33 protein-coding genes, 1 other RNA gene and 1 pseudogene are annotated in these 24,922 nt (G+C 67.9%); 23 read left to right on the forward strand and 12 right to left on the reverse strand.

Going from position 1 to position 24,922, the window contains the following annotated elements; genetic code table 11:
- Positions 1-6 precede the first annotated feature (6 nt).
- Positions 7-990, reverse strand: a complete 984-nt coding sequence (glpX, locus tag ACXJKQ_RS03095) for a class II fructose-bisphosphatase (protein ID WP_457104312.1) — start codon at positions 988-990, stop codon at positions 7-9.
- 144 nt (positions 991-1,134) lie between these two features.
- Positions 1,135-2,451, reverse strand: a complete 1,317-nt coding sequence (locus ACXJKQ_RS03100; RefSeq protein WP_457104313.1) for a homoserine dehydrogenase — start codon at positions 2,449-2,451, stop codon at positions 1,135-1,137.
- An 846-nt stretch (positions 2,452-3,297) separates the two neighbouring features.
- Here ACXJKQ_RS03100 and ACXJKQ_RS03105 point away from each other — a divergent pair.
- Complete coding sequence (locus tag ACXJKQ_RS03105; protein WP_457104314.1) at positions 3,298-3,582, forward strand: hypothetical protein; 285 nt, start codon at positions 3,298-3,300, stop codon at positions 3,580-3,582.
- Between the two features lie 681 nt (positions 3,583-4,263).
- On the opposite strand, the gene ssrA is transcribed toward ACXJKQ_RS03105, so the two are convergent.
- The 7 genes from ssrA to ACXJKQ_RS03140 all read right to left on the reverse strand — a co-directional run bounded on the left by ssrA (position 4,264) and on the right by ACXJKQ_RS03140 (position 8,468).
- Positions 4,264-4,435: a transfer-messenger RNA gene (ssrA, locus tag ACXJKQ_RS03110) on the reverse strand.
- A gap of 198 nt (positions 4,436-4,633) precedes the next feature.
- Complete coding sequence (locus ACXJKQ_RS03115) at positions 4,634-4,945, reverse strand: hypothetical protein (RefSeq protein WP_457104315.1); 312 nt, start codon at positions 4,943-4,945, stop codon at positions 4,634-4,636.
- Positions 4,946-5,371: 426 nt separating this feature from the next.
- Positions 5,372-6,535 carry a site-specific integrase gene (locus tag ACXJKQ_RS03120; protein WP_457104316.1) on the reverse strand — a complete coding sequence of 388 codons (1,164 nt, stop codon included), beginning with the start codon at positions 6,533-6,535 and terminating at the stop codon, positions 5,372-5,374.
- 198 nt (positions 6,536-6,733) lie between these two features.
- On the reverse strand, positions 6,734-6,955 hold the full coding sequence (locus tag ACXJKQ_RS03125) for a J domain-containing protein (RefSeq protein ID WP_457104317.1): 222 nt from the start codon (positions 6,953-6,955) through the stop codon (positions 6,734-6,736).
- Positions 6,919-7,317, reverse strand: a complete 399-nt coding sequence (locus tag ACXJKQ_RS03130; protein WP_457104318.1) for a hypothetical protein — start codon at positions 7,315-7,317, stop codon at positions 6,919-6,921. The genes ACXJKQ_RS03125 and ACXJKQ_RS03130 overlap by 37 nt, the downstream gene beginning before the upstream one ends.
- On the reverse strand, positions 7,314-7,850 hold the full coding sequence (locus ACXJKQ_RS03135; protein ID WP_457104319.1) for a DUF1643 domain-containing protein: 537 nt from the start codon (positions 7,848-7,850) through the stop codon (positions 7,314-7,316). The genes ACXJKQ_RS03130 and ACXJKQ_RS03135 overlap by 4 nt, the downstream gene beginning before the upstream one ends.
- Before the next feature lie 372 nt (positions 7,851-8,222).
- Positions 8,223-8,468 carry a hypothetical protein gene (locus tag ACXJKQ_RS03140; protein WP_457104320.1) on the reverse strand — a complete coding sequence of 82 codons (246 nt, stop codon included), beginning with the start codon at positions 8,466-8,468 and terminating at the stop codon, positions 8,223-8,225.
- 91 nt (positions 8,469-8,559) lie between these two features.
- Between ACXJKQ_RS03140 and ACXJKQ_RS03145 the strand changes: the two genes are divergently transcribed.
- The 4 genes from ACXJKQ_RS03145 (at position 8,560) to ACXJKQ_RS03160 (ending at position 10,204) form a co-directional block, all read left to right on the forward strand.
- Positions 8,560-8,802, forward strand: a complete 243-nt coding sequence (locus ACXJKQ_RS03145) for a hypothetical protein (protein ID WP_457104321.1) — start codon at positions 8,560-8,562, stop codon at positions 8,800-8,802.
- 161 nt (positions 8,803-8,963) lie between these two features.
- A complete protein-coding gene (locus tag ACXJKQ_RS03150) occupies positions 8,964-9,239 on the forward strand; it encodes a hypothetical protein (protein WP_457104322.1) in 276 nt (91 codons plus the stop codon).
- 215 nt (positions 9,240-9,454) lie between these two features.
- Complete coding sequence (locus ACXJKQ_RS03155) at positions 9,455-9,751, forward strand: hypothetical protein (protein ID WP_457104323.1); 297 nt, start codon at positions 9,455-9,457, stop codon at positions 9,749-9,751.
- Positions 9,752-9,919: 168 nt separating this feature from the next.
- Entirely contained in the window at positions 9,920-10,204 is a 285-nt protein-coding gene (locus ACXJKQ_RS03160; RefSeq protein WP_457104324.1) for a hypothetical protein, read from the forward strand.
- Positions 10,205-10,209: 5 nt separating this feature from the next.
- Here the strand turns inward: ACXJKQ_RS03160 and ACXJKQ_RS03165 are convergent, their stop codons facing one another.
- Both ACXJKQ_RS03165 and ACXJKQ_RS03170 read right to left on the reverse strand, forming a co-directional pair.
- Complete coding sequence (locus tag ACXJKQ_RS03165) at positions 10,210-11,214, reverse strand: DNA cytosine methyltransferase (RefSeq protein WP_457104325.1); 1,005 nt, start codon at positions 11,212-11,214, stop codon at positions 10,210-10,212.
- Positions 11,215-11,481: 267 nt separating this feature from the next.
- Positions 11,482-11,988 (reverse strand): annotated as a pseudogene (locus ACXJKQ_RS03170) (DNA cytosine methyltransferase); the annotation flags it as partial.
- A gap of 55 nt (positions 11,989-12,043) precedes the next feature.
- On the opposite strand from ACXJKQ_RS03170, the gene ACXJKQ_RS03175 reads away from it, so the two are divergent.
- The 7 genes from ACXJKQ_RS03175 (at position 12,044) to ACXJKQ_RS03205 (ending at position 16,307) form a co-directional block, all read left to right on the forward strand.
- Positions 12,044-12,436 (forward strand): RusA family crossover junction endodeoxyribonuclease, encoded by a 393-nt coding sequence (locus ACXJKQ_RS03175; protein ID WP_457104326.1) that lies wholly within the window; start codon positions 12,044-12,046, stop codon positions 12,434-12,436.
- 100 nt (positions 12,437-12,536) lie between these two features.
- Positions 12,537-13,151: a class I SAM-dependent methyltransferase gene (locus ACXJKQ_RS03180; RefSeq protein ID WP_457104327.1), complete on the forward strand. Its 615-nt coding sequence runs from the start codon at positions 12,537-12,539 to the stop codon at positions 13,149-13,151.
- A 3-nt stretch (positions 13,152-13,154) separates the two neighbouring features.
- Positions 13,155-14,012 carry a hypothetical protein gene (locus tag ACXJKQ_RS03185; RefSeq protein ID WP_457104328.1) on the forward strand — a complete coding sequence of 286 codons (858 nt, stop codon included), beginning with the start codon at positions 13,155-13,157 and terminating at the stop codon, positions 14,010-14,012.
- The gene (locus tag ACXJKQ_RS03190; RefSeq protein ID WP_457104329.1) at positions 13,984-14,577 is read left to right on the forward strand and encodes a hypothetical protein; all 594 of its coding nucleotides are present in this window, start codon (positions 13,984-13,986) and stop codon (positions 14,575-14,577) included. The genes ACXJKQ_RS03185 and ACXJKQ_RS03190 overlap by 29 nt, the downstream gene beginning before the upstream one ends.
- Complete coding sequence (locus ACXJKQ_RS03195) at positions 14,574-14,867, forward strand: hypothetical protein (RefSeq protein ID WP_457104330.1); 294 nt, start codon at positions 14,574-14,576, stop codon at positions 14,865-14,867. The genes ACXJKQ_RS03190 and ACXJKQ_RS03195 overlap by 4 nt, the downstream gene beginning before the upstream one ends.
- 100 nt (positions 14,868-14,967) lie before the next feature.
- Entirely contained in the window at positions 14,968-15,831 is an 864-nt protein-coding gene (locus ACXJKQ_RS03200) for an SPFH domain-containing protein (protein ID WP_457104331.1), read from the forward strand.
- Positions 15,832-15,884: 53 nt separating this feature from the next.
- On the forward strand, positions 15,885-16,307 hold the full coding sequence (locus ACXJKQ_RS03205; RefSeq protein ID WP_457104417.1) for a hypothetical protein: 423 nt from the start codon (positions 15,885-15,887) through the stop codon (positions 16,305-16,307).
- Positions 16,308-16,320: 13 nt separating this feature from the next.
- Here the strand turns inward: ACXJKQ_RS03205 and ACXJKQ_RS03210 are convergent, their stop codons facing one another.
- Positions 16,321-16,650, reverse strand: a complete 330-nt coding sequence (locus ACXJKQ_RS03210; protein ID WP_457104332.1) for a hypothetical protein — start codon at positions 16,648-16,650, stop codon at positions 16,321-16,323.
- Between the two features lie 203 nt (positions 16,651-16,853).
- Between ACXJKQ_RS03210 and ACXJKQ_RS03215 the strand changes: the two genes are divergently transcribed.
- The 11 genes from ACXJKQ_RS03215 (at position 16,854) to ACXJKQ_RS03265 (ending at position 24,693) form a co-directional block, all read left to right on the forward strand.
- Positions 16,854-17,588 carry a hypothetical protein gene (locus ACXJKQ_RS03215; protein ID WP_457104333.1) on the forward strand — a complete coding sequence of 245 codons (735 nt, stop codon included), beginning with the start codon at positions 16,854-16,856 and terminating at the stop codon, positions 17,586-17,588.
- A 167-nt stretch (positions 17,589-17,755) separates the two neighbouring features.
- Positions 17,756-17,998 carry a hypothetical protein gene (locus ACXJKQ_RS03220; protein ID WP_457104334.1) on the forward strand — a complete coding sequence of 81 codons (243 nt, stop codon included), beginning with the start codon at positions 17,756-17,758 and terminating at the stop codon, positions 17,996-17,998.
- A gap of 174 nt (positions 17,999-18,172) precedes the next feature.
- Positions 18,173-18,946, forward strand: coding sequence for a recombinase family protein (locus tag ACXJKQ_RS03225; RefSeq protein ID WP_457104335.1), 774 nt, complete (start codon positions 18,173-18,175; stop codon positions 18,944-18,946).
- On the forward strand, positions 18,943-19,176 hold the full coding sequence (locus tag ACXJKQ_RS03230) for a hypothetical protein (RefSeq protein ID WP_457104336.1): 234 nt from the start codon (positions 18,943-18,945) through the stop codon (positions 19,174-19,176). The genes ACXJKQ_RS03225 and ACXJKQ_RS03230 overlap by 4 nt, the downstream gene beginning before the upstream one ends.
- Positions 19,170-19,352, forward strand: a complete 183-nt coding sequence (locus ACXJKQ_RS03235) for a hypothetical protein (protein ID WP_457104337.1) — start codon at positions 19,170-19,172, stop codon at positions 19,350-19,352. Before ACXJKQ_RS03230 ends, ACXJKQ_RS03235 begins: the two co-directional genes overlap by 7 nt.
- A gap of 100 nt (positions 19,353-19,452) precedes the next feature.
- Complete coding sequence (locus ACXJKQ_RS03240; protein ID WP_457104338.1) at positions 19,453-19,626, forward strand: hypothetical protein; 174 nt, start codon at positions 19,453-19,455, stop codon at positions 19,624-19,626.
- An 81-nt stretch (positions 19,627-19,707) separates the two neighbouring features.
- A complete protein-coding gene (locus ACXJKQ_RS03245) occupies positions 19,708-20,025 on the forward strand; it encodes a hypothetical protein (protein WP_457104339.1) in 318 nt (105 codons plus the stop codon).
- Positions 20,026-20,046: 21 nt separating this feature from the next.
- On the forward strand, positions 20,047-20,337 hold the full coding sequence (locus ACXJKQ_RS03250) for a DUF5681 domain-containing protein (protein WP_457104340.1): 291 nt from the start codon (positions 20,047-20,049) through the stop codon (positions 20,335-20,337).
- Positions 20,327-21,649 carry a PBSX family phage terminase large subunit gene (locus ACXJKQ_RS03255; RefSeq protein WP_457104341.1) on the forward strand — a complete coding sequence of 441 codons (1,323 nt, stop codon included), beginning with the start codon at positions 20,327-20,329 and terminating at the stop codon, positions 21,647-21,649. Before ACXJKQ_RS03250 ends, ACXJKQ_RS03255 begins: the two co-directional genes overlap by 11 nt.
- On the forward strand, positions 21,646-23,604 hold the full coding sequence (locus ACXJKQ_RS03260) for a portal protein (protein WP_457104342.1): 1,959 nt from the start codon (positions 21,646-21,648) through the stop codon (positions 23,602-23,604). The genes ACXJKQ_RS03255 and ACXJKQ_RS03260 overlap by 4 nt, the downstream gene beginning before the upstream one ends.
- Positions 23,605-23,664: 60 nt before the next feature.
- A complete protein-coding gene (locus tag ACXJKQ_RS03265) occupies positions 23,665-24,693 on the forward strand; it encodes a hypothetical protein (protein WP_457104343.1) in 1,029 nt (342 codons plus the stop codon).
- Positions 24,694-24,922 lie beyond the last annotated feature (229 nt).

Here is a 24,922-nt window from a genome sequence, read left to right on the forward strand (position 1 = left end):
TCCGCCTTAGCTCAGACTGCGGCGGTGTTCGCCGAGGATCCGCCGGACCGTCCCGGCCTCGGAGCGGTAAACGAGGGTCTCGGTCTGGATCCGGTCCGGCCGGAAGCGGACGCCCCGCAGGAGCGCTCCGTCGGTGATGCCCGTGGCGGCCACGATGACGTCGCCGCTCGCGAGGTCGGTGAGGTCGTACTTCCGATCGAGATCCGTGATGCCCATCTCGGAGGCCCGACGCCGCCGCTCGGGGGTGTCGAGGATCAGGCGCCCCTGCATTTGGCCGCCGATGCAGCGCATGGCAGCGGCAGCCAGCACGCCCTCCGGGGCCGCACCGGTGCCGAGATAAAGGTCGATGCCGGTCTCCTCGGGGCTCGCGGTGAAGATGATCCCGGCGATGTCGCCATCCGAGATCAGGCGGACCGCCGCACCGGCGGCCCGCACTTCGGCCACCAGGGCCGCGTGGCGCGGTCGGTCGAGGATGAGGGCGGTGATCTGCTGCGGATCGACCCGCTTGGCGCGGGCAAGCGCGGCGATGTTGTCGGTGGGACTCGCATCGAGATCGACAAGTCCGGGCGGATAGCCGGGGCCGATGGCGATCTTCTGCATGTAGACGTCGGGGGCGGCGAGGAGCGAGCCGCGCTCGGCCATGGCCATCACGGCGATGGCGCCAGGCATGTCCTTGGCGCAGAGCGTCGTTCCCTCCAGCGGATCGACGGCGATATCGACCTCCGGTCCCTCGCCGAGGCCGAGCTGCTCCCCGATGAAGAGCATCGGCGCCTGATCGCGCTCCCCCTCCCCGATCACCACCGTGCCACGAATGGGCAGGCCGTTGAGTTCGTCGCGCATCGCGTCGACGGCCGCCTGATCGGCGGCCTTCTCGTCTCCCTTGCCACGCAATCGCGCCGCGGCGATCGCAGCACGCTCCGTCACACGGGCGAGTTCGAGGGCAAGCGTGCGTGGAACGCCGCGCGGTGCCGACTTGGGGGCCTCAGCCATTGTTTCCTGCCTTTGTCCAGGCCCGATCTTGAGGTCGGATCCCGGGTGGACACCGCCGAATGACGGCCGTCCAGCCTACACACCGTTCACCGACGCCCAATATCCTGCATTAAGGCCTAGCTGGTCGGCACCCAAGATGCATTCTTATTCACGCTCGATCCGGATGAGCTGCGGCGGTTCCGCCAGCAGCCCGTCGGACCCAATGGCGTCGAGGGCCGCCCGGATGTTCCCCTCGGTGGCCGCATAGGTGATGAGGACCAGCGGCACGGGCCGGCCGGAGCGCCCGCGCGGATCAGTTTCCGCGCCTTCGATGCGGCGCTGCAGGATGCTTTCCAGCGAGATCTCGCGCTCCGCCATCCGCTGGGCCACGCCGGCCGCGACGCCGGGGCGATCGTGGACGGTGAGGCGGATGTAGTAGCCGCCCTCGTGACGCTGCATCTCGACGCGTTCGCTGGCGCGCATCGCGCTGGCCGGGATCCCGAAGGTCGGGCGCGTCACGCCGCGCGCCACGTCGGCGATATCGGCCACCACGGCAGAAGCCGTCGCTTCGCCGCCGGCACCGGGGCCGATCAGCGTCAGCTCACCCACCGCATCCGCATCGATCGTCACGGCATTGGTCACCCCCATGACTTGGGCGATCGCCGAGGATTTCGGCACCATCGTCGGGTGAACCCGCTGCTCGATGCCGGCCTCGGCGGCCTGAGCCACGCCGAGCAGCTTGATCCGGTAGCCGAGTTCGTCCGCCATGCGCAGGTCGAGGGGCTGGACCCGCGAGATCCCTTCCACCGACACGCCCTCCGCGTCGATGGCGGTGCCGAAGGCAAGGCTGGTCAGGATCGCGAGCTTGTGGGCGGTGTCGAAGCCCTCGACGTCGAAGGTCGGATCCGCCTCGGCGTAGCCCAGGGCCTGTGCATCCCTCAGGCAGGCCTCGAAGGTCAGCCCCTCCCGCTCCATGCGGCTCAGGATGTAATTGCAGGTGCCGTTCAGGATCCCGTAGACGCGGGAGATGACGTTGCCCGGCAGGCCCTCGCGCAGGGTCTTGATCACCGGGATCCCGCCGGCGACCGCCGCCTCGAAGGCGAGCGCCACGCCCTTCTCCTCGGCGCGGGCCGCGAGGGCGGCACCGTGGCGTGCGAGCAGCGCCTTGTTGGCGGTGACCACGGGCTTGCTGGCCGCGATCGCCGCCTCCACGACCGCCTTGGCCGTCCCGTCGGCTCCGCCGATCAGCTCAACCACGCAATCCACGGTGTCGGACTCGGCGAGCGCCACCGGATCGTCGAACCATGCGAAGCCGGCGAGGTCCAAGCCGCGGTCCCGGCTGCGGTCGCGGGACGAGACCGCGGTGACGCGGATGTCGAGGCCCGCTGCCGCGAAGGCGGCGCGCCGACGCTCGACCATCCGGACCACGGACGCTCCGACAGTGCCGAGTCCGGCGATCCCGAGGCGTAAGCTCACTTTCATGACCCCTTCCGTGCCCAGGCGACTGCGATGGACCAGCCGCCCGATGCGGCGCACTTTTGCAAGACACGACCCATATTCGTCAAGGCCTTGACTTCCTTTATGTTTTCGCTGTGTCCGATTGTCTTAAGTCTAGTTGAGGGGGCGTTTCGACGGTGGAGCGGGCACTTGTTGAAGACGAGCTGTCGACGTTGCTGTTCAGCTTGGATGCGCGTCTCCCAGCCCTGCCGCTCCTTTCAGAGCCAACATCGCGGGGGCCGCCGCAAGGAGGATCTCACGACCGGGACCAGGCGGCTTCGGAAGACGATCACGGATCCCACTCATAATCGACTGATCCTGCAGCGCTGCGCCGAAAGTGCCGCGTGCGATTAACGCCCGTCGCTTATTCAAAGATGTGGCAATACAAGCTTAATTTGAGACTTCGGCCCAGCACTTCAGTCTGATATATCTTTCGCAATCCATGCATTATATCGAATATTATACTGTTCATCTGCAGCGATTGAATCAATCGGCGGTTGAATTTTACAAATCAAACACAGTTATTTGCCCATCCATCGTCCCAAATGCATAAATATCGGGCAGAAAACTAATTCTACGACAACTCGAAGACGAAGATTAGTCGCTGTGACACACATGCAGACCACAAAGTCGATACGTACGAGGTTCGGCTGTTCGCTTTGTTCAGTTAGGCACGCTGCTTTTGTGGGCCGACCGTTGACAACATCAACGCATCGCGTGCCCCCGACTTCGCCTGGCTCGTCCGCCGCGGCATTGAGCATCGACGTAACCTATTCTTTACCATCCCATGCGGACGCGGCTACCGAATGCAGGCCAGAGTCGTTGAGGCGCATGGACATGTCCGCACCTTCCAAACGGGACGACCCTACGTCCGAATTGGACACCCTGGCCGATCTGCCAATCAACCTTTTCATCAAGCGCTGGCGGCAGATCACCGGCGAGCCGCCGGCCATTCTCCTGAACTCGCGCTCGGCGATGATCGCGCTCTTGGTTGAGAGTGTGCCCGTCGCACCGATTGAGGTCCACGGCGGGGCGGTTGGTGAGCCGCGCGACGAACAAGCCCCGAACTCACTCCCCTGTCGCGGGCGTGAACCGGATTCAGACCGAGCGGCATGACGGATCGGCGCAGAGAGGGCACCTCATCCTCGTGGTGGCCAATCGGTCAGCCCCGCGGTCAACGGCAGTCTTCTCTCCTGACCGCGACGGAGAGCCGTTTCGGACCGGCGCGGCCCTGGACGCACCCATCCGCACGTGCGGGCGCGGCAATGATCCCGATGCACGCGCGGCCATCGGACCTGCAGAGGGTCCGACAGCCGATTGCGGACCCTGTGATCCCATGCGTCGAGGTCGAGCGCATCAAGGACAGAATGCCCTTCAGCCAAGAGCGCACTGACACGGTCAGCAAGACCCTTCAAGCGCGGCTTTATCATCAACAGAAGCGGGATCGCTTGCCGCCAGGACGATCCGGCACTCGCGGAAGACCAGTAACGAACACGGCTGTTACGTTGTCCGAGCCGCGTCGGTCAGCGGTCGAATGCCCCTCGCTGGATTCAATCCGTGAGGGCTTGTGTCGTTTCAGCGAAGAAGAAATACGGGCCCCGAGGCCGAAGCCCCGGGTTCTGTTGCTAGGCGTGCCCACGCCCCGGAAGATTACGCCGCGAGGCGCATCTCCATGCCGACGTTGTCGTTGGCATTTAGAGTTTTGGTCAGGTGCTCGGAACGGGGGTTGCCCGCGCCGAACCGGTCGAGTCCTTACCGAAAGTCGCATCTTACCCTGCCGAGGCAGGACAGAACTCGCGATCCCTTTACCGTCCAGTCGAACCTGTTTCGCCCCCAGCAGAAGCACCCTGGCAACGCGCATCCGCAACGCCGGACGCTCGCTCTCGCCCCCGTGCGGTATCCGGGGCAGGATGCTTCTGGTGGAGGCGCCGGGTACCGCCCCCGGGTCCTGAAACGTTATTATGAACCGGTCATCAACCTCGCCCACACCTTACACCGAAACGGATGGCCGGGTCCACCGACGGATTACGGCCCCACCGTCAGCCGCGCCGTAAAGTCGCCTGCCGGGTTTCCCTGGCGAATCCGACCATCGACTGCGCGAGGCGGGATCTGGCACGACATCCCCTGGCCATCACCGGTGTGCGCGCCGCTTCAGCCACCTGCGCTGTCAGTACCGGACGTTGCGGAAGCCGCCGCCGCTGCCGGCGACGACGTGCTCGATCACTTCCTTGGTGGATGGGCTGATCCCGCCGTCGCCGCGCAGCCGCCGTCCATCCGCCCTTTCCAGGCGCGCGACATCATCGGAGCACCGGTTCAGCGCCTCACGAACCTTCGCCGTGAGCGGCTCCCGACGTTGCATCGGGGCGCCTCCCATCTCGAACCGCAGGCAGGAGGCCAGGTAGCCTTTCAGGTCGTCGAAGGCGGCTGCCTGCGCGCCTGACGTCAGGATTAGGAACAGCACAGCGGATCGGGCGAGCATCGAACACTCCAGCCGAGGGCGGACCGAGCTGAAACGCGCGAACAGGGCGTTGGTGGCCGAGCATCGCTTCGGTAGCTCTCCCCAAAGGGATGAAAGCAGCCGGTCCATCTGCTCAGACGTCAGGAAGCCATCCGCGACTGGCCTGCGCGTCCCTCGCCAATAAACGGTCCTATGGACGCCGCGCCGATTGGCCCGCCGCCTCGCGACTGGACCGTGCGGAGTACCCACGGATCGGAGAGCCGGAATCGATCCGCCTCCCGGCTTTCGCGCCGAAGCCCGTCGCCGCACGACCGGCCGATCAATTATCGAGGGGGCAGAACTCGGGAAAGATTGGTCGGAGTGGCAGGATTTGAACCTGCGACCCCCACGTCCCGAACGCGTTTCCATTCGATCTTGCCGCGTCGTCCCTAGGAGACGCTCAGATCATCACCCCGCTTTGTTCACGTTCGGTGCGCGGGAAAGCGTCCCGGTAGGCGTCCCGGTACTCCTACGACCGCCGGTCGCCTTGAGCGCGCCCTGGAAGTGCTCGGGGCAGTGGTGACCGTAGACATCCTGCAGGACCTCCAGCGTCACGCCGAAATAGCCGCACGCCTCCCATGGCGGACAGCCGCCGCGGAGCGCCAGGGTGATCGCCGTGTGGCGGAACGAGTGCGGGATGACGTCGGCGCCGAACCCGGCATCCTCGCGCGCCGCGCGGAACGCCTTGTTGATCCGCCCGATCCGCTTGCCCTGCCACTCGACCACGTAGCGGAACGCGATGCCGGTCCGCTCCCAACGCCAGAGGTGCGCCAGGAGCCGCGGGTGCAGCGGCGCCGGCGGCTGGCGCTTCTTGGTCTGCCGCGATCCCGGCGGCCGCCGGTAGAAGGTGCCGTGCTCAAGGTCGACGTAGCCGCTGCCCACGGTGGGGCGGATCGCGGCGCCGCAGATCGCACCAGCACGGGTACCCGTGTACAGCGCAACCAGGATGAACCGGGCGACGTGCTGGCGGGACCGCCGGCCGGTGGCGTGGCCCTTCTGCACCTCGCGGTAGCGCCAGGCCGACCAAATCAGCTTCGCGACCTCGGAGCGGGTGAGCCATCGCTCCCGCGCGGCGCCGCGTTCCGGCAGAACCACCGGCACCGGCGAGGCGAGATGCCCCTCGCGGTGGTAGTGGTTGATCGCCGCCCGAAAGTCCTCCAGCTCGCGCCGCGCCACCGCGAGGCCCCGGTGCTCCGCATAGTCTCGGCAGGCCCGGCCGGTGACCGTCGACAGCCGCTTGCCCTCGAAGAAGGCCAGGATGTTGCCCAGGCGGCCGGCGATCTCCTTCGGCCGCGCCTTCTTGCTGGCGATGTCGTCGAGGTAGACCGAAACTACGTCGGCGACCCAGACCTGAGCGGGGTCACGATCGCTCTCCCGCGCGGGTTCGTGCTTTTCGGCGATGTAGGCGGCGAGCCGCTTTTCAGCCGCTGCAGCCTCATCAGCGCGGCGACCTGTGCGGATTTTCCGTCGTCCGTCTCGGATGATCCAGGACGCATGCCGGGTGATCCGGCCTTCGAAATCCGTCTCTGCCCGTTCGAGCTTGAGGTGGGGGCCTTCGGAGCGGCGCGGCATAGCTCGATCATCTCGGCAATCGCACGAAGCGTGGTCCAGTCTTTCCCTGCCACGCGCGAGACAGCAAGCCGGTTGCGGGCTGCCTCGCGGCGCAACCCCGCCCCCGTCATCGCGCCGCCGGGGAAGGCGATAGCGGCCGCCACGTCGAGCCGCAGCGGCGTCGTGTCGTCGACCTCGTGCCGGTCCGGGATGCGAACGCTACGCGGCACGGTCCCCTCCCCTCGCCTTCAGCCCGGCGTCGCGCGCCCGGTTCAGATCGGCCATCAGGTCGTGGGACCCGCCCGGCCGGTCTGGGTGCCGCCGCTGGGCGAGCGCGCGATAGGCGGCATCGATCGCCTCAGGGCTGGCGGTCTCCTCGACGCCGAGCACCTGCCACCAGGGCATCATGCCCGGTGCCGGCAGCGCCTGGAATCCACGCATCGAAGCCCGCACCAGCGCCAGAGTCCCGTGCCGGAGTTCGACGCGCCGGGCCTCAATGATGTGATGGATCGCCTGGAGGTTGGCAGCGGGGTCGCGTAGCGGTCGACTGGGATGCAGCGCTGCTYGCCGTCCCATTTGAACCACACCGCGACTCCCGGGTCGGCCGGCTTCTCGTGCCCGAGCGAGACGTTCGACGAGAGCACGATGTCGGCGACCGGCTTGCCGCTGTCTGAGCCGAACAGGCCCAGGCTGTCGCGAACGTTCGCCAGGGCTGCCGAGAGCGTCGTCTTGAACTTGCCCTGCTCCCGGCGCGTCGAGCGCGGGATGAAGTCGGGCCACTGGAGCGGGTAGGCCCGGGTCACGCTGCCCTCCCGCTCGTGTCCTCAGTCGTCCGGATGACGTCCAGGCTCTCCCAGATGCTGAGCCGCCTTTCGTAGCCGAGCATCAGAGGGTGTAGCGGGTGGCCGTCCTGGGCGGTGCCGAGGCACATCAGGCGCCTGCCGGCAGCGAGCGCCATGTCGTGGAACCGTGCCCAGCGCCGACGGAGCCCAGGTGGCAGTTTGGCGAGCGCGCCCCAAGCCGCGATGCACATATCCGACTCGCCGAGGATCCGGCGCAGATGGGCGTCGTTCTCCACGCCGACCGGGGCTGGCGCGCTGTGCAGCACCCTGATGTCGGTTGCCCGGAAGGCGAACAGGTTGCCGACGACGACATGCCGGGCGCCCATCCGCTCGGAGAAGCCGACAACCTTCCGGATCGTGGCGTCATCGGTCTCGGCGTCGGCGGTCGACGGGTTGACCATGATCCAATCCACAGACGGGCCTGCCAAGTAACCGCCGATGCTGCGCTCCAGCCGATAGCGGTAGGTGCCACAGGGTGAGATGATAGCGTTCACACCACCTCCGGAAGATCCATCACGCCGCATTGCTTAATATTTTCAGAGTAAATGAGTACTGGCCGCCAAAATGGGCGACCGATATAAAACCCGCCTCTACGGGGACTCTGAATGCCCAACGAACGCAGAGTCACCACGCGCGGAACCGCCTTGAAGACGGGGCACATCCTTTTCGGACCTGACCAAGATTTCTGCGACTGTCTTATATGGGATCTCACCAAATCCGGCGCGATGATTGAGACAGGACCCGAGACTAATCTTCCGGCCGAATTCCAGCTGATCTCAGAAAGGCTGTATCTTAACAAGACCTGTCTAGTGATATGGCGCGCTGGCAGGAAATTGGGCTTGAAGTTCTCCGGCTGAGTCCTTCGATCATACATGGCGGCACTCGTCGCCGAACAGATCCCCCTTCGCGCCCTCGGCACCGGCCTCCGCGCGGAGCTTGCGCGCGATCGCCTGCATCAGCGCAGTCTGGCGGTCGGCGAGCTGCTGCGTCATGCGCCCGGCCTCGACCCAGCGCGGGTAGGCGCGCAGCCTCTGGCGGACCTCGCGCTCAGCGCAGCCGGCGAGATCGGCGGCGGTGAAGCCCTCGCGCGTGATGGTGCTGGACTCGGCCATGCTGCTACTCCGAGGCTTGGGTTAATGTCTGCCTGTGGCAAGGTGCCCCGAAACGCCCTAGGTCCTGGAGCCACTCCTCGAGAGACCCGTCATGGCCATTCCCACCACGACCGAAGTTACCGACGAGCCGGACGACGACATGGCGATGATCAACGGGCTCATCGCGCGCAAAGAGGCCGGCGAGCCGGTCGATGCGGACATCCTGGCGCTCTTGACCGACATGGAGCAGATCGGGCTGACCAATACGGAAGCCTACGCGGCGCTGGACGCCTACCGGCCCGGACTGGCAGTCGGCGCGACAGGCGGGGAGGATGAGGCTGTGTCCGAGGCATAGACGACGCGGCACCGAGCTCCTCCACCGCGACCGGTGCGGGATCGGCCGAAGGGCCGTCTCGCTGTGAGACGCGTTCATGCCGCGGCTTCCTCGCCGCTCGCCTGAAGTGGCGCGACGTCGAGCACACGAACCGCGCATAAGATCAGGCCGTTAGGTCCCCGATGCCCGACCTGACGATCCCGCTGATCTCGGCTGCCGCGTTCGTCGGCGTGGGCTGGCTGATCGTCCACGCCGGACGTGAGTTCGAGGACGCGGTCCACCACACCCTGACCATCTTCGCGCTGGTCATCGGAATGCTCGTGTTGATGGGCGTGACCGCGAAGCTGCGATCCATAATGGGTGTCGGTCGGATGTCGCATCGGATCGAGGCACGATCGCAGGTCGACGCTGCGCCGGGGCGGCCTGTACGAAAGCCTGTTTCGGGGCCAGGTCGGTAAGGCGCACTCGGTGCCGCCACTGCCGCCACGTCCGACCAGCAGCCGGCCGGCGAAGCGGTAGAGGTCACCGGAATGCAGGGGCTCGTAGTGGAGCGCGGACGGAGTGACCAGCTCAATTAATAAGCCATTGCATGACCGTAGCCACGTCATTGGCCCATCCTTAATACTCTGCTACGTAGTGTTATGAGAGTTGTAAGCCTGCGTATCGAGGCGTCATGAGCGACATAGCCGATCAGCCAAAAGCCGATACTGAATTGGCGCTCGACATGATCGGACGCGCCTACCTGGCGCTGGCGATCCTCTTCGAGACCGCCCATCCCGGAGAGTTCGAGAAAGTTCAGACCAAGATTCACGCCTTCGTCGAGGCCAATCTGCGCCTGATCGCGGAGACTAACGACCGAACGATTGAATCCGGTCCCGAGGGCGTCGCGGCGAGAGTGAACGGCATTCTTACTGACATCGAACGGGAGGTAGGCGCGATGATCCGCCCCCGCGGGAAGCCTGGCCCCTAAGGGGCAGACCCGGCCAGCACGCCCCCCGCCTGTTGCAGCTTGGCCATATGAATGCGAAATACCACTGCCGAAGTGGTCGCCAGACACACCGCCGCTTATCTCGGATCGACAGTTTTCCACAGCCATGTTAGGCCGGAAAACAGTCGGTCCGTCAGAGAACGAGCAGAAATGAACAATATCGAGCGCGAAGAGACAAACGACGTCGCGCTGAAATTGATGGCGCGTGCTTTTCATGCATTGGCAATCTTTTATGAGATCAAATGTCCTACCGACTACAATTATTTTGACAGAAAAATCATACCGTATTTGATCGAAATCTCTCGCATCGACAGTACGCACGATGCGGACGGCGCGATGCGGACGGCGCTGGCGCTCGACCGCGTGCGCGCCCTCCTGAACGAAGTCGGCACCGACGTCGCGGCGATCCGCAGTCAGATCTTGGTCGAAGGCTAGCCACATCACGCCACCGCCTCGAGGAAGGGGCCGGACTCCTCCCGGGTCTTCGGAGCGGCGTCGGCCATGATGGCGGCGACGCAGGCCGTCATCTTCGCGACCGAGACGGCGTTGCCGATCTGCTTGATCTGCTCGGTCTTCGTGCCGGTGAACTCGTACCGCCGCTCCTCGTCGTTGAAGCCCATGGCCGCGGCCAGCTCGTGCGGCTCCAGCATCCGGAAGAGGATGTCGTAGGTTTCTGTCCCCTCGACGAGGTTCACGCGGCCGGTGGCGCAGAGCGTCGGCGCCGGGTCCGCGATGTCGTGGACGCGGGGCGCCTGTCCCTCGCGCTCACCGAACTGCGCGGCGATGAACGCCAGCTCGCCGCGGTGCGCCGTCGTGATCGTCGGCAGCGGGTCGACCGCGGCATCCCTGGCGCGGTTGCCGCCGTCGGCGTGCGTGATCGGCACGACCATGCCGAACCGTGCCTTGGCCGTGGCGGTCGGCAAGGGATCCTCACCGCTTGCGCAGGTCTCGCCTGAGCCGGAGCTGTAGTAGGGCGAGATCAGAAGGTGCGAATGCTTCGCGACCTGGGTGGGAGTGGGCTGGCTGACCGGGCGCGCGGCGCCCTCCGCGTGGCGGGACAGCACGAGCGGCTCGATCAGCATCGGCCGGGCGCAGCCAGGATCCTCCGACCCCGCACCGCCGGTGGTGATCGTTGGGAGCGGGTCGGCAGTTACGCGGGGCACCCCCGTGCTCCCCGTGGCCATGACGAAGGGCTCGGCCGCGTAGAGATGGCCCGCGTGTGCCGTCTGGGTCGGCAGAGGCTCGTCAACGGCGGTGGCCGTCGACTGCCCCTTCATGTTGACGATGACGGGCTCGGCGAGGCCGAGGCGTGCCTGCGTCATCACCGTGGGTGCCGGGTCGTCCACGCCCTGCACGTCGCGCCGGAAGTTCTGCTTGATGAGGACCGGCTGTGCCAGGCCGAGGTGAGTGCCGCCCGCGGTGATCGCTGGAAGGGGCATGTCCATGCCCCGGGGCGGTCATGTGGTTGCGCAAGACCACTAGGAACGGCTCGGGCCAGCCGTGCTTCTGGGCGCCGGCATAGATCCGGGAGAGTGTCTTCGGCGCGAGGGGCTTCTTCCGGTTGAAGATCGATCGTCCCTTGATGTCCCAGTCGATGATCTCGCGGGCCGCCCGCCATGGCTTCGTTCCCGAGAACAGGTCGGCGACCTTGTCGTCCCGTCGTCGGTGCGTTGGCGTCGGCCACACGAGCCGCTTGCCGTCGGACCGGCCCATCAGGATGAAGCGGCTGCGCGTTGTGGCGTCGCCGTAGTGGCCGCGTTCAGCTTGCGCCATTCGAGCCGGAATCCGAGCCGCTTCAGCGTGTCGATCCAGGCGCGGAAATACTCGCCCTTGCGCGACGCCACCGGTCGGCCGGTGCGGTGGTCGACCGGTCCCCAGCCGATGAACTCCCACACGTTCTCGATGATGATGCGCTTCACCCGCAGCTCGGTGAGCCACGTGATGATTTGCCAGGGGTCGCTCCGCTGCTGGTCGGACGTCGGCTTGCCGCCGCGCGCCACCGAATGGTGCGTGCAGGTCGGCGAGGCCATCAGCAGGTCCAGGTAGCCCTCCGGCACCAGGAGGTGCGGGCGCACCGTCGCGATGTCCTGCACGTAGTGCCGGGCTGTCGGGTGGTTCAGCGTGTGGGTCGCGATCGCGGTAGGCCAGTGGTTCACGGCCACCAGCTCCATTTCGAGCCCGAGGTCCGCGAGCGCCCGCTGGCAGCCAGTCGAGGATCCACCGGCCCCGCAGAGCCCCGTGTTCGCGCCGCCCGGCCGCCGCGTGGTTGATTCCGTGACTGTGCTCCTGCCGGTCCCGCCATCGGTGAATGCCCTCTACCGGCATGGTAACGGCAAGGGGCCGCATCGGTCCGACGTCTACCGATCCTGGATCGACGGCGCCGGCTGGCGCCTCCAGGCCCAGCGTCCGGGACGCGTGCCCGGTCCGTACGTCCTCCTGCTGGCCGTGCCGCGCACGTCCCGTATGGATCTCGACAACGCGGCCAAGGCGGTCTCCGACCTCCTGCAGCGGCATGGCGTCGTCGACAACGACCGCGATGCCGTCCGCGTGCTCCTGGAGTGGCACGCCGAGCACGACGAGGTCGCCGCTACGGTGCGCGGCCTGTCCGACGGCGCGGCCCTGAAGCTGATCGCCCCCGTGCGCCCTCCGCTGGAGGCGGTGGCATGACATGGCACCTCCCCATCCTCGCGGGCTGCGCCCTCTCCGGCAGCATCTCCGCTGTCGTGCGCGCCAGCGCCGGATCCTCGCGCCTCCGGAGGTCCGCGCCGTGACCCACCGCGAGAACAAGGCTCACGCGCTCTCGGAGCGCGGGAACGACCTCTACGAGACGCCAGCGGTCGCCGTGCGGGCTCTGATAGGGACCGAATGGCTGCCGCAACGGATCTGGGAGCCAGCCTGCAGGCCTGGGGCGATCGTGAGCGAGTTGTACGCGGGCGGGCACGACGTGCTCGCCACCGATCTCGTCGACTACGGCTGGAGGGGGCAGGTCTCGGGCGTCGACTTCCTGAAGGTGCCGGAGGCCCCCGAGGGCATCGACTGCATCGTCACGAACCCGCCCTACAAGGACGCTCGCGCCTTTGTGGAGCAGGCCGTGCGGCTCTGCCCGCGCGTGATGATGCTGCTGCGGTTCTCGTTCTACGAGAGCATCTCACGCGGCTCCATCCTCGACACCGGCACGCTCGCTCGGGTGCATTGCTTCCGCAAGCGCCTGCCGATGATGCACCGGGACGGCTGGGATGGCCCGAAGGCCTCCTCGAATATGGCCTTCGCTTGGTTCGTCTGGGACGTCTCCCACGGCGGCCCGACGCAGCTCAGCCGCATGTCCTGGGAGGACTTCACCGACGAAGACGGCGCCGATCCTCTCCTCATGGCCGCGGAGTAGGCGATGGCGATCCGTTCAGAAGCCCTTCGCGCGCTCGTGGCGGCCGGAGCCTCGGCTGAGATGCTGCTCGCGGTGATCGAGGCGGACGAGAAGGCCGCGGCTGCCGAGGTCGATGCCATGACCGAGAAGCGTCGGACCCAGACCGCCGCCCGGGTGCGCCGGCACCGTGAAACGCATCTTAACGCTGGTAACGGCGGTAACGCGTTACCCCCCGTCCCCTCCCCGAATGGTCCGCCCCCTCTTCCTGCACCTCCACCCCCACCCCTTAACCCCTCCCCGACCCCCGGTTCCGATCCTGACGGATCGGCCGACGATGTCGGGCAGGCTGGCGGCGCTGGCGCGGCCGAGCAGGCCCGAGCTTTCCGCCGGGAGCTGCTGACCCGGGGCGCCGCGCTGATCTGCGCCAACACCGGCCGGTCCCAGCGCTCGGCCCTCGCCCTGATCGGCCACTGGCTGGCCATCGCCCACGACGAGGCCGTGGTGGTGCTCGGCCTGATCGAGGACGCCGACGGCCGCGAGCTGGCCGACTTCACGAGTTGGGTCGACCGGCGCCTCCAGGCCCGCCGCGAAGCCCTCGGCCGCCGCCCGGACCGCGGCCGCCCTGCCCAGCCCGCACCGACCGGTCTCGCCGCCCGCCTGATCCGCCAGCGCGCCGAATCCCAGACGGGAGCCTACGATGTCGAACCGCCTACCATCGACGCAAACGACCCCGATGCCGGCCCAAGTCGAGGAGAGGATCTCGGCACTGCATGGCAGGCTGGAAGCGCATCCCGTCCTTCCGACCCGCTACTCCGTGCGGCGGGACAGGGCGGCCACGATAGCCGAGCGTCGAGTGCTCTCCGACGTCGCCGAGCGGCTTAACGCCGAGCTGACTGCGGCCTCGAATCCTCGCCACGTCGACACGGTCGTGACCCGGGTCCTCCTGGGATTCGAGCAGGGGCGCGGGCGCGGCGACGACGAGAACGAGGTGCTGATCGCGGAGTACGTGTCGGCGCTGAAGGACCTGCCGCTGGCCGCGATTCACGCCGCGGCTGAGCGCTTCCGGAACGGCAAGACGCTGCGGCCCTGGGTGAAGCGTTGGCGGCCCTCCCCGGCTGAGTTCGCCGACGAGGTGCGCGAGGGCCTGATCCCGCTCCGGACGCAACTCCTGCACATCCGGCGCGTGCTCGATGCCGAGGTCTACGACGTGCCGACGCCGGAGCAGCGGGCGGAGGTCGCTCGTGCGGCCGAAGCACATTTGCAGCGGATGCGGCAGGCCGAGCCGCAGCGGCATCGGGTCGAGACGCCGGCAGAGATCGCTCGAGCGCAGCGAGCGAAGTTGAACGAGGACCTCGCGCGGCTCCGCGAAACCGGGCACGGGCCGGACATCGGTCGGCTAATCGCCCGCCTCGACCAGCGCCAGGGCCATACGGGAGGCGCGTCGTGAGGCCGAACCTCTGGGAGATCGAGCTGCGCCAGCGCGAGGCGGCGCGGAAGACAGCCGAGGAGGAAGCGGCCGCGAAGGCCAACGGGCCTGTCGAGCGCACCTGCGCCTCGTGCGGTGTGTTCGACGCCTCGTTCGGCTTTGGGTGCTTCCGAAAGCGCAGCGACGGCATGTGGTCGTGCGCCGATCGGGAGTGCCGTGCCATCGTCGCGGCCCGCGTGGCGCTGCCGCCGATGCCGGCGGATCCGCCGGCGTCCCGCGACCAGGACCTATTCAGCCGCTCGGCCGCCTGACCGAGTCACACCCTTCACCAGGAGAGAAACCATGGCCAGAGGCACACAGGTCGAGCGACCGCGTGACGGGCGTGATGAAGGACCAGGGAGGGCAAGGAAGGTGAATTACGTGAAGCTGGGGCTGGCGGGCGTCGCAGGGCTCCTCGTCCTCTCCGTCGTCGGCGGATCGTTCTACACGGTCGACCAGCGCGAGCGGGTGGTGCTGCTGACGAACGGCGCCGTGGTCGGCGAGGCCGATCCTGGGCTGCACTGGAAGGCGCCGTTCGTGCAGACGGCGGTCGCGATCAGCGTCGAGTCCCATCGCGTCGAGTTCGACAAGATGGAAGCCTACTCGCGAGACCAGCAGCCGGCGGTCATGAAGCTGTCCGTGCTCTACCACGTGCCGGTGGACCGGGTGTCCGAGGTCTACAGCCGATTCACGTCGACCCGGAACCTGGAGGCGCGTGTCGTCCAGTCGAAGGTGCTGGAGCAGTCGAAGAACGTTTTCGGCCAGTTCGATGCGGTGACGGCCGTGCAGGATCGGGTTCGGCTCAACGCGCAGATGGCCAGCGCCATCCACGAGGCGATCGGCGCCATGAACGCGCCCATCGTGATCGAGGCCGTGCAGATCGAGGACATCCAGTTCTCGCCAGAGTACATGCGGTCGATCGAGCAGCGCATGCAGGCCTCCGTCGAGGTCGACCGGCTGAAGCAGAATGCGCTCCGCGAGAAGGTCCAGGCCGAGATCGTGGGCACGAAGGCCGGTGCCGAGGCGAACGCGATCCGCCAGCGGGCACAGGCCGAGGCCGATGCGACGAAGCTTCGAGGCGATGCGGAGGCCAGCGCGATCCGAGCCAGGGCTGAGGCGCTGGGCTCGAATCCCGGCCTCGTCGCGCTGACCCAGGCGGAGCGGTGGGACGGCAAGCTGCCGACGACCATGGTGCCCGGTGGCGCTCTCCCGATGCTCAACTTGGGGAAGCAGTGAGGGGGCGCGTCGCCTCTTCTGGCGGACAGTAGGGGATCCTTGACCCGGTGCTGATGGCGAATCCGCTGCGGATCGAGGGGCCGGCCCCGCCGGCGATGACGTGCCGCGATATCGAGCGATGGTTGGTGGCGGCGTTCATGGCCTTCACCAGATCGGGCATCTTCAGCGTCCGGGCCAACCGGATGCAGCCGAACGAACCGCGCGAGATGGCTGCCACCTTCGACTGGATCGTGTTCTCGGCCGAGATCCTGGGCCGGGACAGCTCGGAGCGGATCGCGTTGCTGACCTGGGCGAGGGCCAAGGCGCGGCGGCGGATCAGGCAGCACCGCAATCTGCGGCTCCTGAGGGACGTGCCAGGCGGTACCGTCTCCGACTATTGCGACGAGTTCCGGATCTGGCGGAGGACCTTTGACCGGCGCCGAAAACGGGCCTGCGAGCGGTTTGCCGATGCTTGGAACGTGCGCAGCGCTCAATAGCCGAGACGGATGGTCAGGCGGTGAGGTCGACGAGGCTGCCAGGTGGGAGCTGTGCCTGCGAGGTCTCGCCGTTACCCGACGCCTTGGCCTGGGCGAGCTGAGCCTGCGCCTTGTCCACCAGCTTCTGATCGCAGGCGACACAACCGGGACTGTGGTTGCGCTTGTCCTGGTCCACGATGCCGTTGGCGTTAGCGAGCTCCTGCTGCGCCGCCGCGACCTTGGCCTGAGTCTTGGCCGTTTGTTGCGCCGATAGAGCGGGGTCGGCAGATTGCGCCTGCCCAAACGGTTTGACTGGCAGCGCGTAGGCCCCGCCCGAGGCGGCCGCGCCGATGCTGATCGACATCAGTTCGTATCCAAGCCTGCGGCTCGGATGGGATGGTGAGGACGAGAGATTGATATCGCACTAACTGGCGATGCTCGGAACGAACGGAACGCGGGCATGCTGGAGTGACGCACGCATAGATCACGCTTGCGTGTGTCCAAAAACGGGACGCAGATCAGGTGTCACGGATCGGCGGAAGGCCGGCCGCCTCAAGGTGCATCACCGTGGCAGCGTCCAGGACCAAGGCCATCACCCTCGCCGGCTCGCCGGCAACCCACTCGCACGTGCGCGTTGAGAAGCGCTCAGCCGGGGCTCGCCGTCGGGCGGCCGCGGCCCAGCCGATCACTGCGCGCGACCGCGAGATCCAGCCCGGGGCCGCGACTGTCCCGTGCCCCTTCGAGCTGGGCACCTTCATTCCGGCCACCGTCAACCGCCAGGTCGACGTGCTGGCCGCCGAGCGTGCCCGCGGGGACATCACCGACGCGCAACTCTTCGTCGGACGCCTGATCCAGGCCGTCTACGAGCGCGGCTCCGGCGCCCGGCTCGGCTCCGGCGGATGGGACATCGCCGGATCCCGCGACCAGACGATCGCCCACGAGCTGGCCATCATCTACAGCGTCGAGGATGCCGAGCGGGTGCGGAAGTTCTCCGCCCGCCTCGAGCGGGCCGTCGGCTCGGTCGGCGCCCGATTCCTCCGCGCGATCCTGACCGAGGGCTGGCCCTTCCGGACCTATGCGGCCGCGCGGGGCAAGGGCAGCGAGAAGGGCACGGCGCAGGTCGCGGCGCACTTCCGCTTCCTCCTGGAGGGACTGACCGCAGCCCAGCACACCGCCCGCGGCGCAGGGCGGTCGACACCGGACGATGTCTACCTCGCCGACGCGGAGAGCGTGCCGGGCCGGATCGCGGCGGCGCTGGCGCGGGACGAGGCGCTCGAGGAGGTCGAGGCGCCGGCGGCTTGACACCCGACGGGCGAACAGCCAGATTAATCTAGTCGCTAGACGCACGCCCGGAGCCCAAGGGCTGCCGGGCGTTCGCATGTCCGGACCCAGCTTCACCGAACCCGCGTAACAGCTTAGGCGTTGCCCCGTGAGACGCGGGCGGTGTTCCATGCCATGAGCGGTCTCCGATGAGCGCCCACGCTATCGTCACCGCGATCGAGGAGGAGAGCCTCGCGCTCTGCCACCTGCGCGCGACCGGGCGCCAGGATGTCGACCTCGAAGCCTGCGATCATCACTGCCGGCGCATCCGGTCCCTGATCCGCCAGCTTCGGCCGCTGATCGCGACCGTCGAGAAGCGCACGTTCGGCTTGTCCGGACAGAGTGAGAAGGGCAAGCCTTTCACCGTCGCAAGGCGGCGTCGGGCGGCCTGATTTGTAGGCCGATGCGGAATTACCAAGACATTTCCGCAAGAACCGCACCGCCAGCGTAAATAGATAAACGGAATGAGTAACTTACCCGCGATTTCAGGGTCGCGGCGAACCGCTCGCGCCCGGGGCAGAATAAAAACCCAAGAGGCCGCGAAGGCGGTTCTGGCCACCCGGGCGGTGGCCTACCTCCGGGTCTCCACCGACGAGCAGGCCGCGCACGGTTTCGGGCTGGAGACGCAGGAGCGCGCCCTTCGCGCCTTCGCCGAGAGCCAGGCCTACGAGCTGGTGGCGGTCATCACTGATGCGGGCGTGTCCGGGGCGACTCGGCCCGCCGATCGCGCCGGCTTCGGGGAGGTCCTGCAGCTCGCGGCCGACGGGCGGTTCTCGGTGCTCCTGGTCTACCGGTTCGATCGGCTCGCCCGCGAGATCCGGTACGCCGTGACTACGGTCGCTGATCTGGCCGAGACACACGGGGTCGGCATCCGGTCCGTCACCGAGCCGATCGACACGGCGACGCCGATGGGGCGCACCGTGTTCGCGATCCTCGCCGGCATGGCGGAATCGGAGCGCTTCACGATCCGGGACCGGACTGCTGGTGGCAAGCTCGCCAAGGCCGGCCGCGGCGGCTTTGCCGGGGGGCGGGTTCCCTACGGCTACGCAACCGACCGGGCCGGCGGCCTCGTCATCGTGCCGGAGCAGGCGGCGGTCGTCCGGCGCATATTTCGGGAGCGGGGCCGCGGCAAGCGCCCGCGGGCGACCCTCCAGGCGATCGCCGAGGGGCTGAACCGCGACGGCATCCTGTCTCCGACCGGCCGCCAGTGGAGGCACGACACGATCGGCTACGTCCTCGACAACCCGAAGTACCGCGGGGCGGTCGAGTACCTGTTCACCTGGACCGGCGCCGAGCAGCACGTGCTCCAGCCGGGCGCCCACAAGGCGATCATCTTTTGACCGCACGCCCCGACTTCACCCCGGCCGACGCGGACCGAGCGCTTCGCCATGCGCAGCGCCTCCAGCGCGACCCGGCGGCCCAGGCCTACGGCGACCACCTCCGCCGGCAGGGCTGCATCGGGAAGCCGGCCGCCACACCGCTTCCGGTCGAGACCCCGTTCGACGAGGCCCGGGCCGGCGAGTTCGAGGTCCGGCGCTCCATGGCGATGAGGAACGCGCGGCCATGTTGAAGCGCCTCGTCCTCCGCTGGCTGCTCCGCGGCGAGCCGGCTGCGCCCGCACCGGTCGTCCACCGCGGCGAGCGCGAGCTGTGCGCCGGCCCCGACCTCGGCGCGCCGGCCGGCCCGATCCCGAAGCTGTCCTACGACGAGGCGCTGCGGTGCTTCGGCGTCCACCAGGGGAGATGACGATGCCGGCTGTGGATCAGGAGACCCTGCTGCGGATCGTGGTCATCGTCTGCGTGACGGTCATATTCGTCGCGAACGCTTTCGCGCGAGGGCGGCGCTGATGCCCCGCCTCTGCGCCGCCATCCTGCTCGCCGGCATCGCCGCGGCGGCCCTGCGCCCGCGTCGCCCGGCCGCCTTCGTGACGGTCCGGCCCGCGCTGCCCGACGACGTGCGCGTAGCGGCCGAGCGCCTGACGCTCCTGTTCGGCGACATGCCGTCCCGGGCCAAGCACTGACGGCGGGCTGAAGTGTGATGGCCGCCACAGAGATACGTCTCAGCGTCTGCGCTGATGTGCTGGTCATGGAGATCGCGACCGATGCTTGAGATCGCCCGCAGCATTCTCGGTGTCCGGCAGCTGGCCGGCATTTTCCTGATCCTGATGTTCGGCTGGGCCTGGGTCTGGGTGTTTGACCAGCCGGCACACGCGGAGTCTCCGGGCTACATGGCCGGCGCACTCGCCTGCCCGCCCGGGGTCGAAGGGCCTGACTGCACGAGCGATACAGCCCTCGACGTGCTCACGCAGCCGGTGGCGCTCGTCACCGAATGCCCGATGGTCGGCACGCTGCTGACCACGCATCTGAGCCTGCCGGCCGGTGGCACACACAAGACGTTCTGCCAGCGGCGGCGCTCCTGAGATCAGACACGAAACAGGCTCATGAGCCAGTTCCAGCCCGGCCAGTCCGGCAACCCTGGCGGCCGCCCGAAAGCCTCGGCCAAGGTCCGTGACCTCGCCCGCGAGCACACCGAGACAGCCCTCGCCGTGCTGGTGGAGATCGCCATGGCCGGCGAGTGTGAGGCGGCCCGCGTCGCGGCGGCCAACGCCATCCTGGATCGCGGCTACGGCAAGCCGACCCAGTCCATCGACGGCGATGGTGAGGGCGGCGCGATCCCGACAGGCATGACGGTCACATTCATCCGGCCCGGGCGCCCGCCCGATGCAGGTTGAGTTCCCGGAGAAGCTCGACTTCCTCTTCGAGCCGGCCCGCTACAAGGTCGCCTATGGCGGCCGGGGCGGCGCGAAGTCGTGGGGGTTCGGCAGGGTGCTCCTCATCATGGGGGCGCAGCGGCCGCTCCGGGTGCTCTGCGCCCGCGAGTTCCAGAACAGCATCGCGGAATCGGCGCACGCGCTGTTTGCGCAGCAGATCGACCTCCTCGGGCTCGATGGCCTGTACGAGGTCCAGGAGAAGCGGATCCTCGGCCGGAACGGGACCGAGTTCATCTTCAAGGGGCTCCGGCACAACGTCGCCTCGGTGAAGTCGACCGAGGGCGTGGACGTGTGCTGGGTCGAGGAGGCCCGCACGGTCTCGAAGACGTCCTGGGACGTGCTGATCCCGACCATCCGCAAGGAAGGCTCGGAGATCTGGATCAGCTTCAACACCGAGCTGGCGGAGGACGAGACCTATAATCGTTTCGTGGCGAAGCCGCCGACCGGCGCGCGAGTCGTGAAGATCGGCTGGGAGGACAATCCCTGGTTCCCCGACGTGCTCCGGCAGGAGGCGTTGGATCTGAAGGCGCGCGACCCCGTCGCCTATGAGACGGTCTGGGGCGGCAACTGCAAGGCCGTGCTCGACGGCGCGATCTACGCGAACGAGATCCTGGCCGCGACGTCCGCCAAGCGGTTCACGAAGGTCCCATACGACCCGACGAAGACGGTTCACACCTTCTGGGACCTGGGCCGGGCCGACAAGACGAGCATCTGGTTCGCCCAGATCGTCGGGTTCGAGTTCCGGCTGATCGACTTCTACGAGAACCGTGGGCACGCGCTCGGCCACTACCTCGACCTGTTGAAGGAGCGGGCGCTCCCGGTCGAGCAGGGCGGGAAGGGCTACGTCTACGGCGAGAACTGGCTCCCGCACGACGCCCGGAATGAGCTGCTCGCCTCCGAGCGGACGATCGAGCAGCAGATGTGGGCGGCCGGGCATCGCGTCCGGATCACGCCGCGCCTGACCGTGGCCGCCGGCATTGACGCGGCCCGGAAAATCTTCGCGCGGTGCTGGTTCGACGATGAGGCCTGCGCCGACGGGCTCCATGCGCTCCGAAACTACCGGTACGACGTCGACGAGAAGACGCAGGCCTTCTCGAAGAACCCGCTGCACGACTGGGCGAGCCACGCGGCCGACGCCTTCCGGTACTTCGCCATCGGCATCGCCGAGCCCCGTGAGGACGATCCGCCGGTGGATGGTCGGAACAACGTCTACGCACGTCGACGCCGCCGCGAGGCGGACGACAGCACATCAGGATCAGGTTGGGCGGCATGACGGACACGGACGCGCCCGCCCTCGACGGCGAGGCAGTGGATCAGGCTGGGCTCGACCGCGAGGCGCTGCTGCGCCGCCTGCGCGGCTGGTACCGCACCGATCGGCAGGCCTCCGCGAAGTGGCGCGAGGACGCCCGCGAGGACTACGACTTCGTTGCCGGGCGCCAGTGGAGCACCGAAGACGAGGCTGTGCTGCGCCAGCAGGGCCGGCCGCCGGTGACGTTCAACCGGATCCTGCCCGTTATCAAGGCGGTCGCCGGCTCCGAGGTGAACAGCCGGCAGGACATCCAGTACCTGCCCCGCGAGATCGGCGACGCGGCCAAGAACGAGTTGCTCACAGAGGCCTCGCGGTACCTCGCGGACGAGGCGCAGGCAGAGGATGAGGAATCCGACGCCTTCGTGGACTGCGCGATCTGCGGCATGGGCTGGGTCGAGATGCGTCTCGACTACGAGACCAACCCGGACGGCGCCTATGTCGAGGACCGGGTCAACTCCCTGAAGATGATCTGGGACGCGTCCGCGCGGAAGCGGAACCTCATGGACGCGCGTCGCCTTTTTCGCGCGAAGACGATGGACCGGGCCGAGGCGGAGGCGCTCTTCCCCGACATCGACCCCGCGCTCCTCGATGCCGCCTGGGCCGAGGACCGCGACGGCGAGGGCGAGCATCACGAGATCCAGCCTGGAGAGCGCCGCATTGACCGGCTGGGCCAGGATGACGACGCCTCGTCCTCGCGCGTGACGATCGTCGAGTGCCAGTGGTGGGAGCGCGCCCGCGTCGCGGTGGTGATCGATCCCACGACCGGCGAGCCGCAGGAGATGGATCCGAAGCAGGCGGCCGTCCTCGCCCGCCGCGCCGAGATGCTCGGCATGCCAGTGAAGTTGTTCCACCGGATGAAGCGGGTCTACCGCCGCGCCTTCCTCGGCGCCGTCGTGCTGGAGGAAGGGCCGGCCCCGGCCGGCGACCTGTTCTCCTACGCCTGCCTGACCGGCGACCGCGACCACAACAAGGGCACGTGGTTTGGGATCGTGCGCCCGATGCGCGACCCGCAGCGCTTCGCCAACAAGTGGCTGTCGCAGACCCTCGACATGCTCAACCGCCAGTCCAAGGGCGGCTGGATCATGGAGAAGGGCGCGGTTCCGGACCAGCGCGCCTTCGAGGCGAGCATCGCCAAGCCCGGCGCCGTGTCGTGGGTCTCGGACGGCGCCCTCATGTCGGCCCGCATGAAGGAGAAGCCGCTCCCGGTCCTGCCGTCGGGGCATTGGCAGCTCATGGAGTTCGCGATCGGCTCCATCCGCGACACGTCGGGCGTGAACCTGGAGCTTCTCGGCCAGAAACAGAACGACCAGGCCGGCGTGCTGGAGTACCAGCGCAAGCAGGCCGCCATGACGATCCTGGCGACGCTGTTCGACTCGCTGCGCCGGGCTCGGAAGCACATCGGCCGGGTGCGCCTGTTCTTCATCCAGACGTACCTCTCCGACAGGCGCCTGATCCGGATCGTGGGCGACGAGGGCGCCAAGGTCGTTCCGCTGATGCGGGACCGGACGATGGGCGATTTCGACGTGGTGATCGACGACGCCCCGGCCTCGCCGAACCAGCAGCAGATCGTCTGGCAGACCTTCACCAGCGTCCTGCCGATCATCAAGGACATGATCACCCCGCAGGTCCTGCTCGAGATCCTGCCCTACTCGCCGTTCCCGGCCTCGTTCGTGGCCAAGATGCGCGACCTGCTCGCTCAGAGCGCCGACACGCCGGAGCAAGAGCAGCAGAAACAGATCGCCGTACAGACGGCGGTCGCCCGGATCCAGGACATGACGGCTGGCGCGAACCTTAAGAACGCCAAGGCCGGGCGCGAGCAGGCGCTGACCCACCACGACCACGCTTCGGCCGCCGTGCAGCTCGCCCAGTTGCTGACCGCCCCCGAGGCCGCAGCCCAGGCCGCGGAAGCGGCGGCCTGACCCCCTACGCCCGCCGGCGGCGCACGCCGGCTTTCGTCCCCTTCACGTCACGAGGACCACATGACCGATACCGACCTCGCCATCGGCGACAGCGAAGACGCCTTCACGCCCGAGGAGCAGGCTGCCTTCGAGGCCTACGAGCGCGGCGAGGAGACGCCCGCCTCCGATGGTCTGACGCCGCCCGCCGCCGAGCCCGCCCCGGCCGCCGCCGAGCCTCCTGTGGCCGAGCCCGAGGCCGGAGAGGAAGGCGCAAAGCTCGAGGGCGCGCCCGAGAACCAGCCGCGCGACGAGAAGGGCAAGTTCGTCCCGCACGGCGCCCTGCACGAGGAGCGCGAGCGCCGGAAGGCGGTCGAGAAGGAGCGCGACGAACTGCGCGAGCGGTTCGCTCGCGGCGACGAGCGCCTGCGCATCCTGTCAGAGGCGATGCAGCGTCCGGCCGCCCCAATAACGCCTACGGCCGCGCCCGAGCCCGTCAAGGTCCCGGACCCGGCCGAGGACATCTTCGGCTATGCGAAGCACCTCGAGCAGCAGATCGAGGCGCTGCGGACCGGCCAGACCCAGCTCACCGAGAGCCAGAAGAAGGCCGAGGAGGATCGCCGCGTCGAGGCCGAGCGCGGCGAGATCATCGGGTTCTACCAGCAGGACCTCCGCGCCGCGATCGCATCCGATGCGACGGTCTCGGACGCCTACGAGCACCTGTTCTCGGGGCGGGTGGCCGAGTTGACGCTGTTCGGCATGGACCAGAAGGCCGCGATCGAAGCGGTGCGCGAGGAGGAGTTCAACCTCGCTCAGACGGCCCGTCAGCGCGGCCAGTCGCCGGCCGCCATGATCGCGCAGCTCGCCAAGAGCCGTGGGTTCGCGCCGAAGGCTCCGGAGCCCGCGCCCGCCGCCGCCCCGGCCGAGAACGCCGCCGATAAGGCTGCGCGCGTCGCCGCCGGACAGGCAGGCCCAGGCCGCTCGCTCTCGGCCGCCGGTGGCCAGCCCGCGAGTGAAATCACGATCGAGACGCTGTCCAGCATGTCCGAGGCGGACTTCGAGAAGCTTCTCGCCTCGAACCCGGCCCGCGTCCGCGCACTGATGGGAGGCTGACACAGGAGGGCTGTGTCAGTCAGCTCAATCTGACGGTTGGCAGCTCTGCCCCGGGGCAGCTCATGACCTGTCGCGCGCGCGACAGGTCCGGAATGGGTGGTCTCGCGACCGTCCGCTTCCATATGGCAGCTGCAACAAAGCGGACGTCGCCGCCCAGCCAGATACCGGCCCTTCTCAGGCGTTTGAAAAGTACGCGTGCCTGCAGCCTAAACCTCACAGAGCAGCGGGG

The organism is Methylobacterium sp. P5_C11 (genome assembly GCF_054049775.1).

Coding starts and splice junctions, on each gene's coding strand:
- ACXJKQ_RS03210 (WP_457104332.1), bottom strand. CDS start 16,650: ATGTCGATCAGCATCGGCGCGGCCGCCTCGGGCGGGGCCTACGCGCTG.
- ACXJKQ_RS03185 (WP_457104328.1), top strand. CDS start 13,155: ATGGCGATCCGTTCAGAAGCCCTTCGCGCGCTCGTGGCGGCCGGAGCC.
- ACXJKQ_RS03165 (WP_457104325.1), bottom strand. CDS start 11,214: ATGGACATGCCCCTTCCAGCGATCACCGCGGGCGGCACTCACCTCGGC.
- ACXJKQ_RS03240 (WP_457104338.1), top strand. CDS start 19,453: ATGCCCCGCCTCTGCGCCGCCATCCTGCTCGCCGGCATCGCCGCGGCG.
- ACXJKQ_RS03255 (WP_457104341.1), top strand. CDS start 20,327: ATGCAGGTTGAGTTCCCGGAGAAGCTCGACTTCCTCTTCGAGCCGGCC.
- ACXJKQ_RS03160 (WP_457104324.1), top strand. CDS start 9,920: ATGAACAATATCGAGCGCGAAGAGACAAACGACGTCGCGCTGAAATTG.
- ACXJKQ_RS03265 (WP_457104343.1), top strand. CDS start 23,665: ATGACCGATACCGACCTCGCCATCGGCGACAGCGAAGACGCCTTCACG.
- ACXJKQ_RS03125 (WP_457104317.1), bottom strand. CDS start 6,955: ATGCGTGGATTCCAGGCGCTGCCGGCACCGGGCATGATGCCCTGGTGG.
- ACXJKQ_RS03145 (WP_457104321.1), top strand. CDS start 8,560: ATGGCCATTCCCACCACGACCGAAGTTACCGACGAGCCGGACGACGAC.
- ACXJKQ_RS03250 (WP_457104340.1), top strand. CDS start 20,047: ATGAGCCAGTTCCAGCCCGGCCAGTCCGGCAACCCTGGCGGCCGCCCG.
- ACXJKQ_RS03105 (WP_457104314.1), top strand. CDS start 3,298: ATGGACATGTCCGCACCTTCCAAACGGGACGACCCTACGTCCGAATTG.
- ACXJKQ_RS03120 (WP_457104316.1), bottom strand. CDS start 6,535: ATGCCGCGCCGCTCCGAAGGCCCCCACCTCAAGCTCGAACGGGCAGAG.
- ACXJKQ_RS03260 (WP_457104342.1), top strand. CDS start 21,646: ATGACGGACACGGACGCGCCCGCCCTCGACGGCGAGGCAGTGGATCAG.
- ACXJKQ_RS03205 (WP_457104417.1), top strand. CDS start 15,885: ATGGCGAATCCGCTGCGGATCGAGGGGCCGGCCCCGCCGGCGATGACG.
- ACXJKQ_RS03235 (WP_457104337.1), top strand. CDS start 19,170: ATGTTGAAGCGCCTCGTCCTCCGCTGGCTGCTCCGCGGCGAGCCGGCT.
- glpX (WP_457104312.1), bottom strand. CDS start 990: ATGGCTGAGGCCCCCAAGTCGGCACCGCGCGGCGTTCCACGCACGCTT.
- ACXJKQ_RS03220 (WP_457104334.1), top strand. CDS start 17,756: ATGAGCGCCCACGCTATCGTCACCGCGATCGAGGAGGAGAGCCTCGCG.
- ACXJKQ_RS03140 (WP_457104320.1), bottom strand. CDS start 8,468: ATGGCCGAGTCCAGCACCATCACGCGCGAGGGCTTCACCGCCGCCGAT.
- ACXJKQ_RS03155 (WP_457104323.1), top strand. CDS start 9,455: ATGAGCGACATAGCCGATCAGCCAAAAGCCGATACTGAATTGGCGCTC.
- ACXJKQ_RS03150 (WP_457104322.1), top strand. CDS start 8,964: ATGCCCGACCTGACGATCCCGCTGATCTCGGCTGCCGCGTTCGTCGGC.
- ACXJKQ_RS03245 (WP_457104339.1), top strand. CDS start 19,708: ATGCTTGAGATCGCCCGCAGCATTCTCGGTGTCCGGCAGCTGGCCGGC.
- ACXJKQ_RS03100 (WP_457104313.1), bottom strand. CDS start 2,451: ATGAAAGTGAGCTTACGCCTCGGGATCGCCGGACTCGGCACTGTCGGA.
- ACXJKQ_RS03115 (WP_457104315.1), bottom strand. CDS start 4,945: ATGCTCGCCCGATCCGCTGTGCTGTTCCTAATCCTGACGTCAGGCGCG.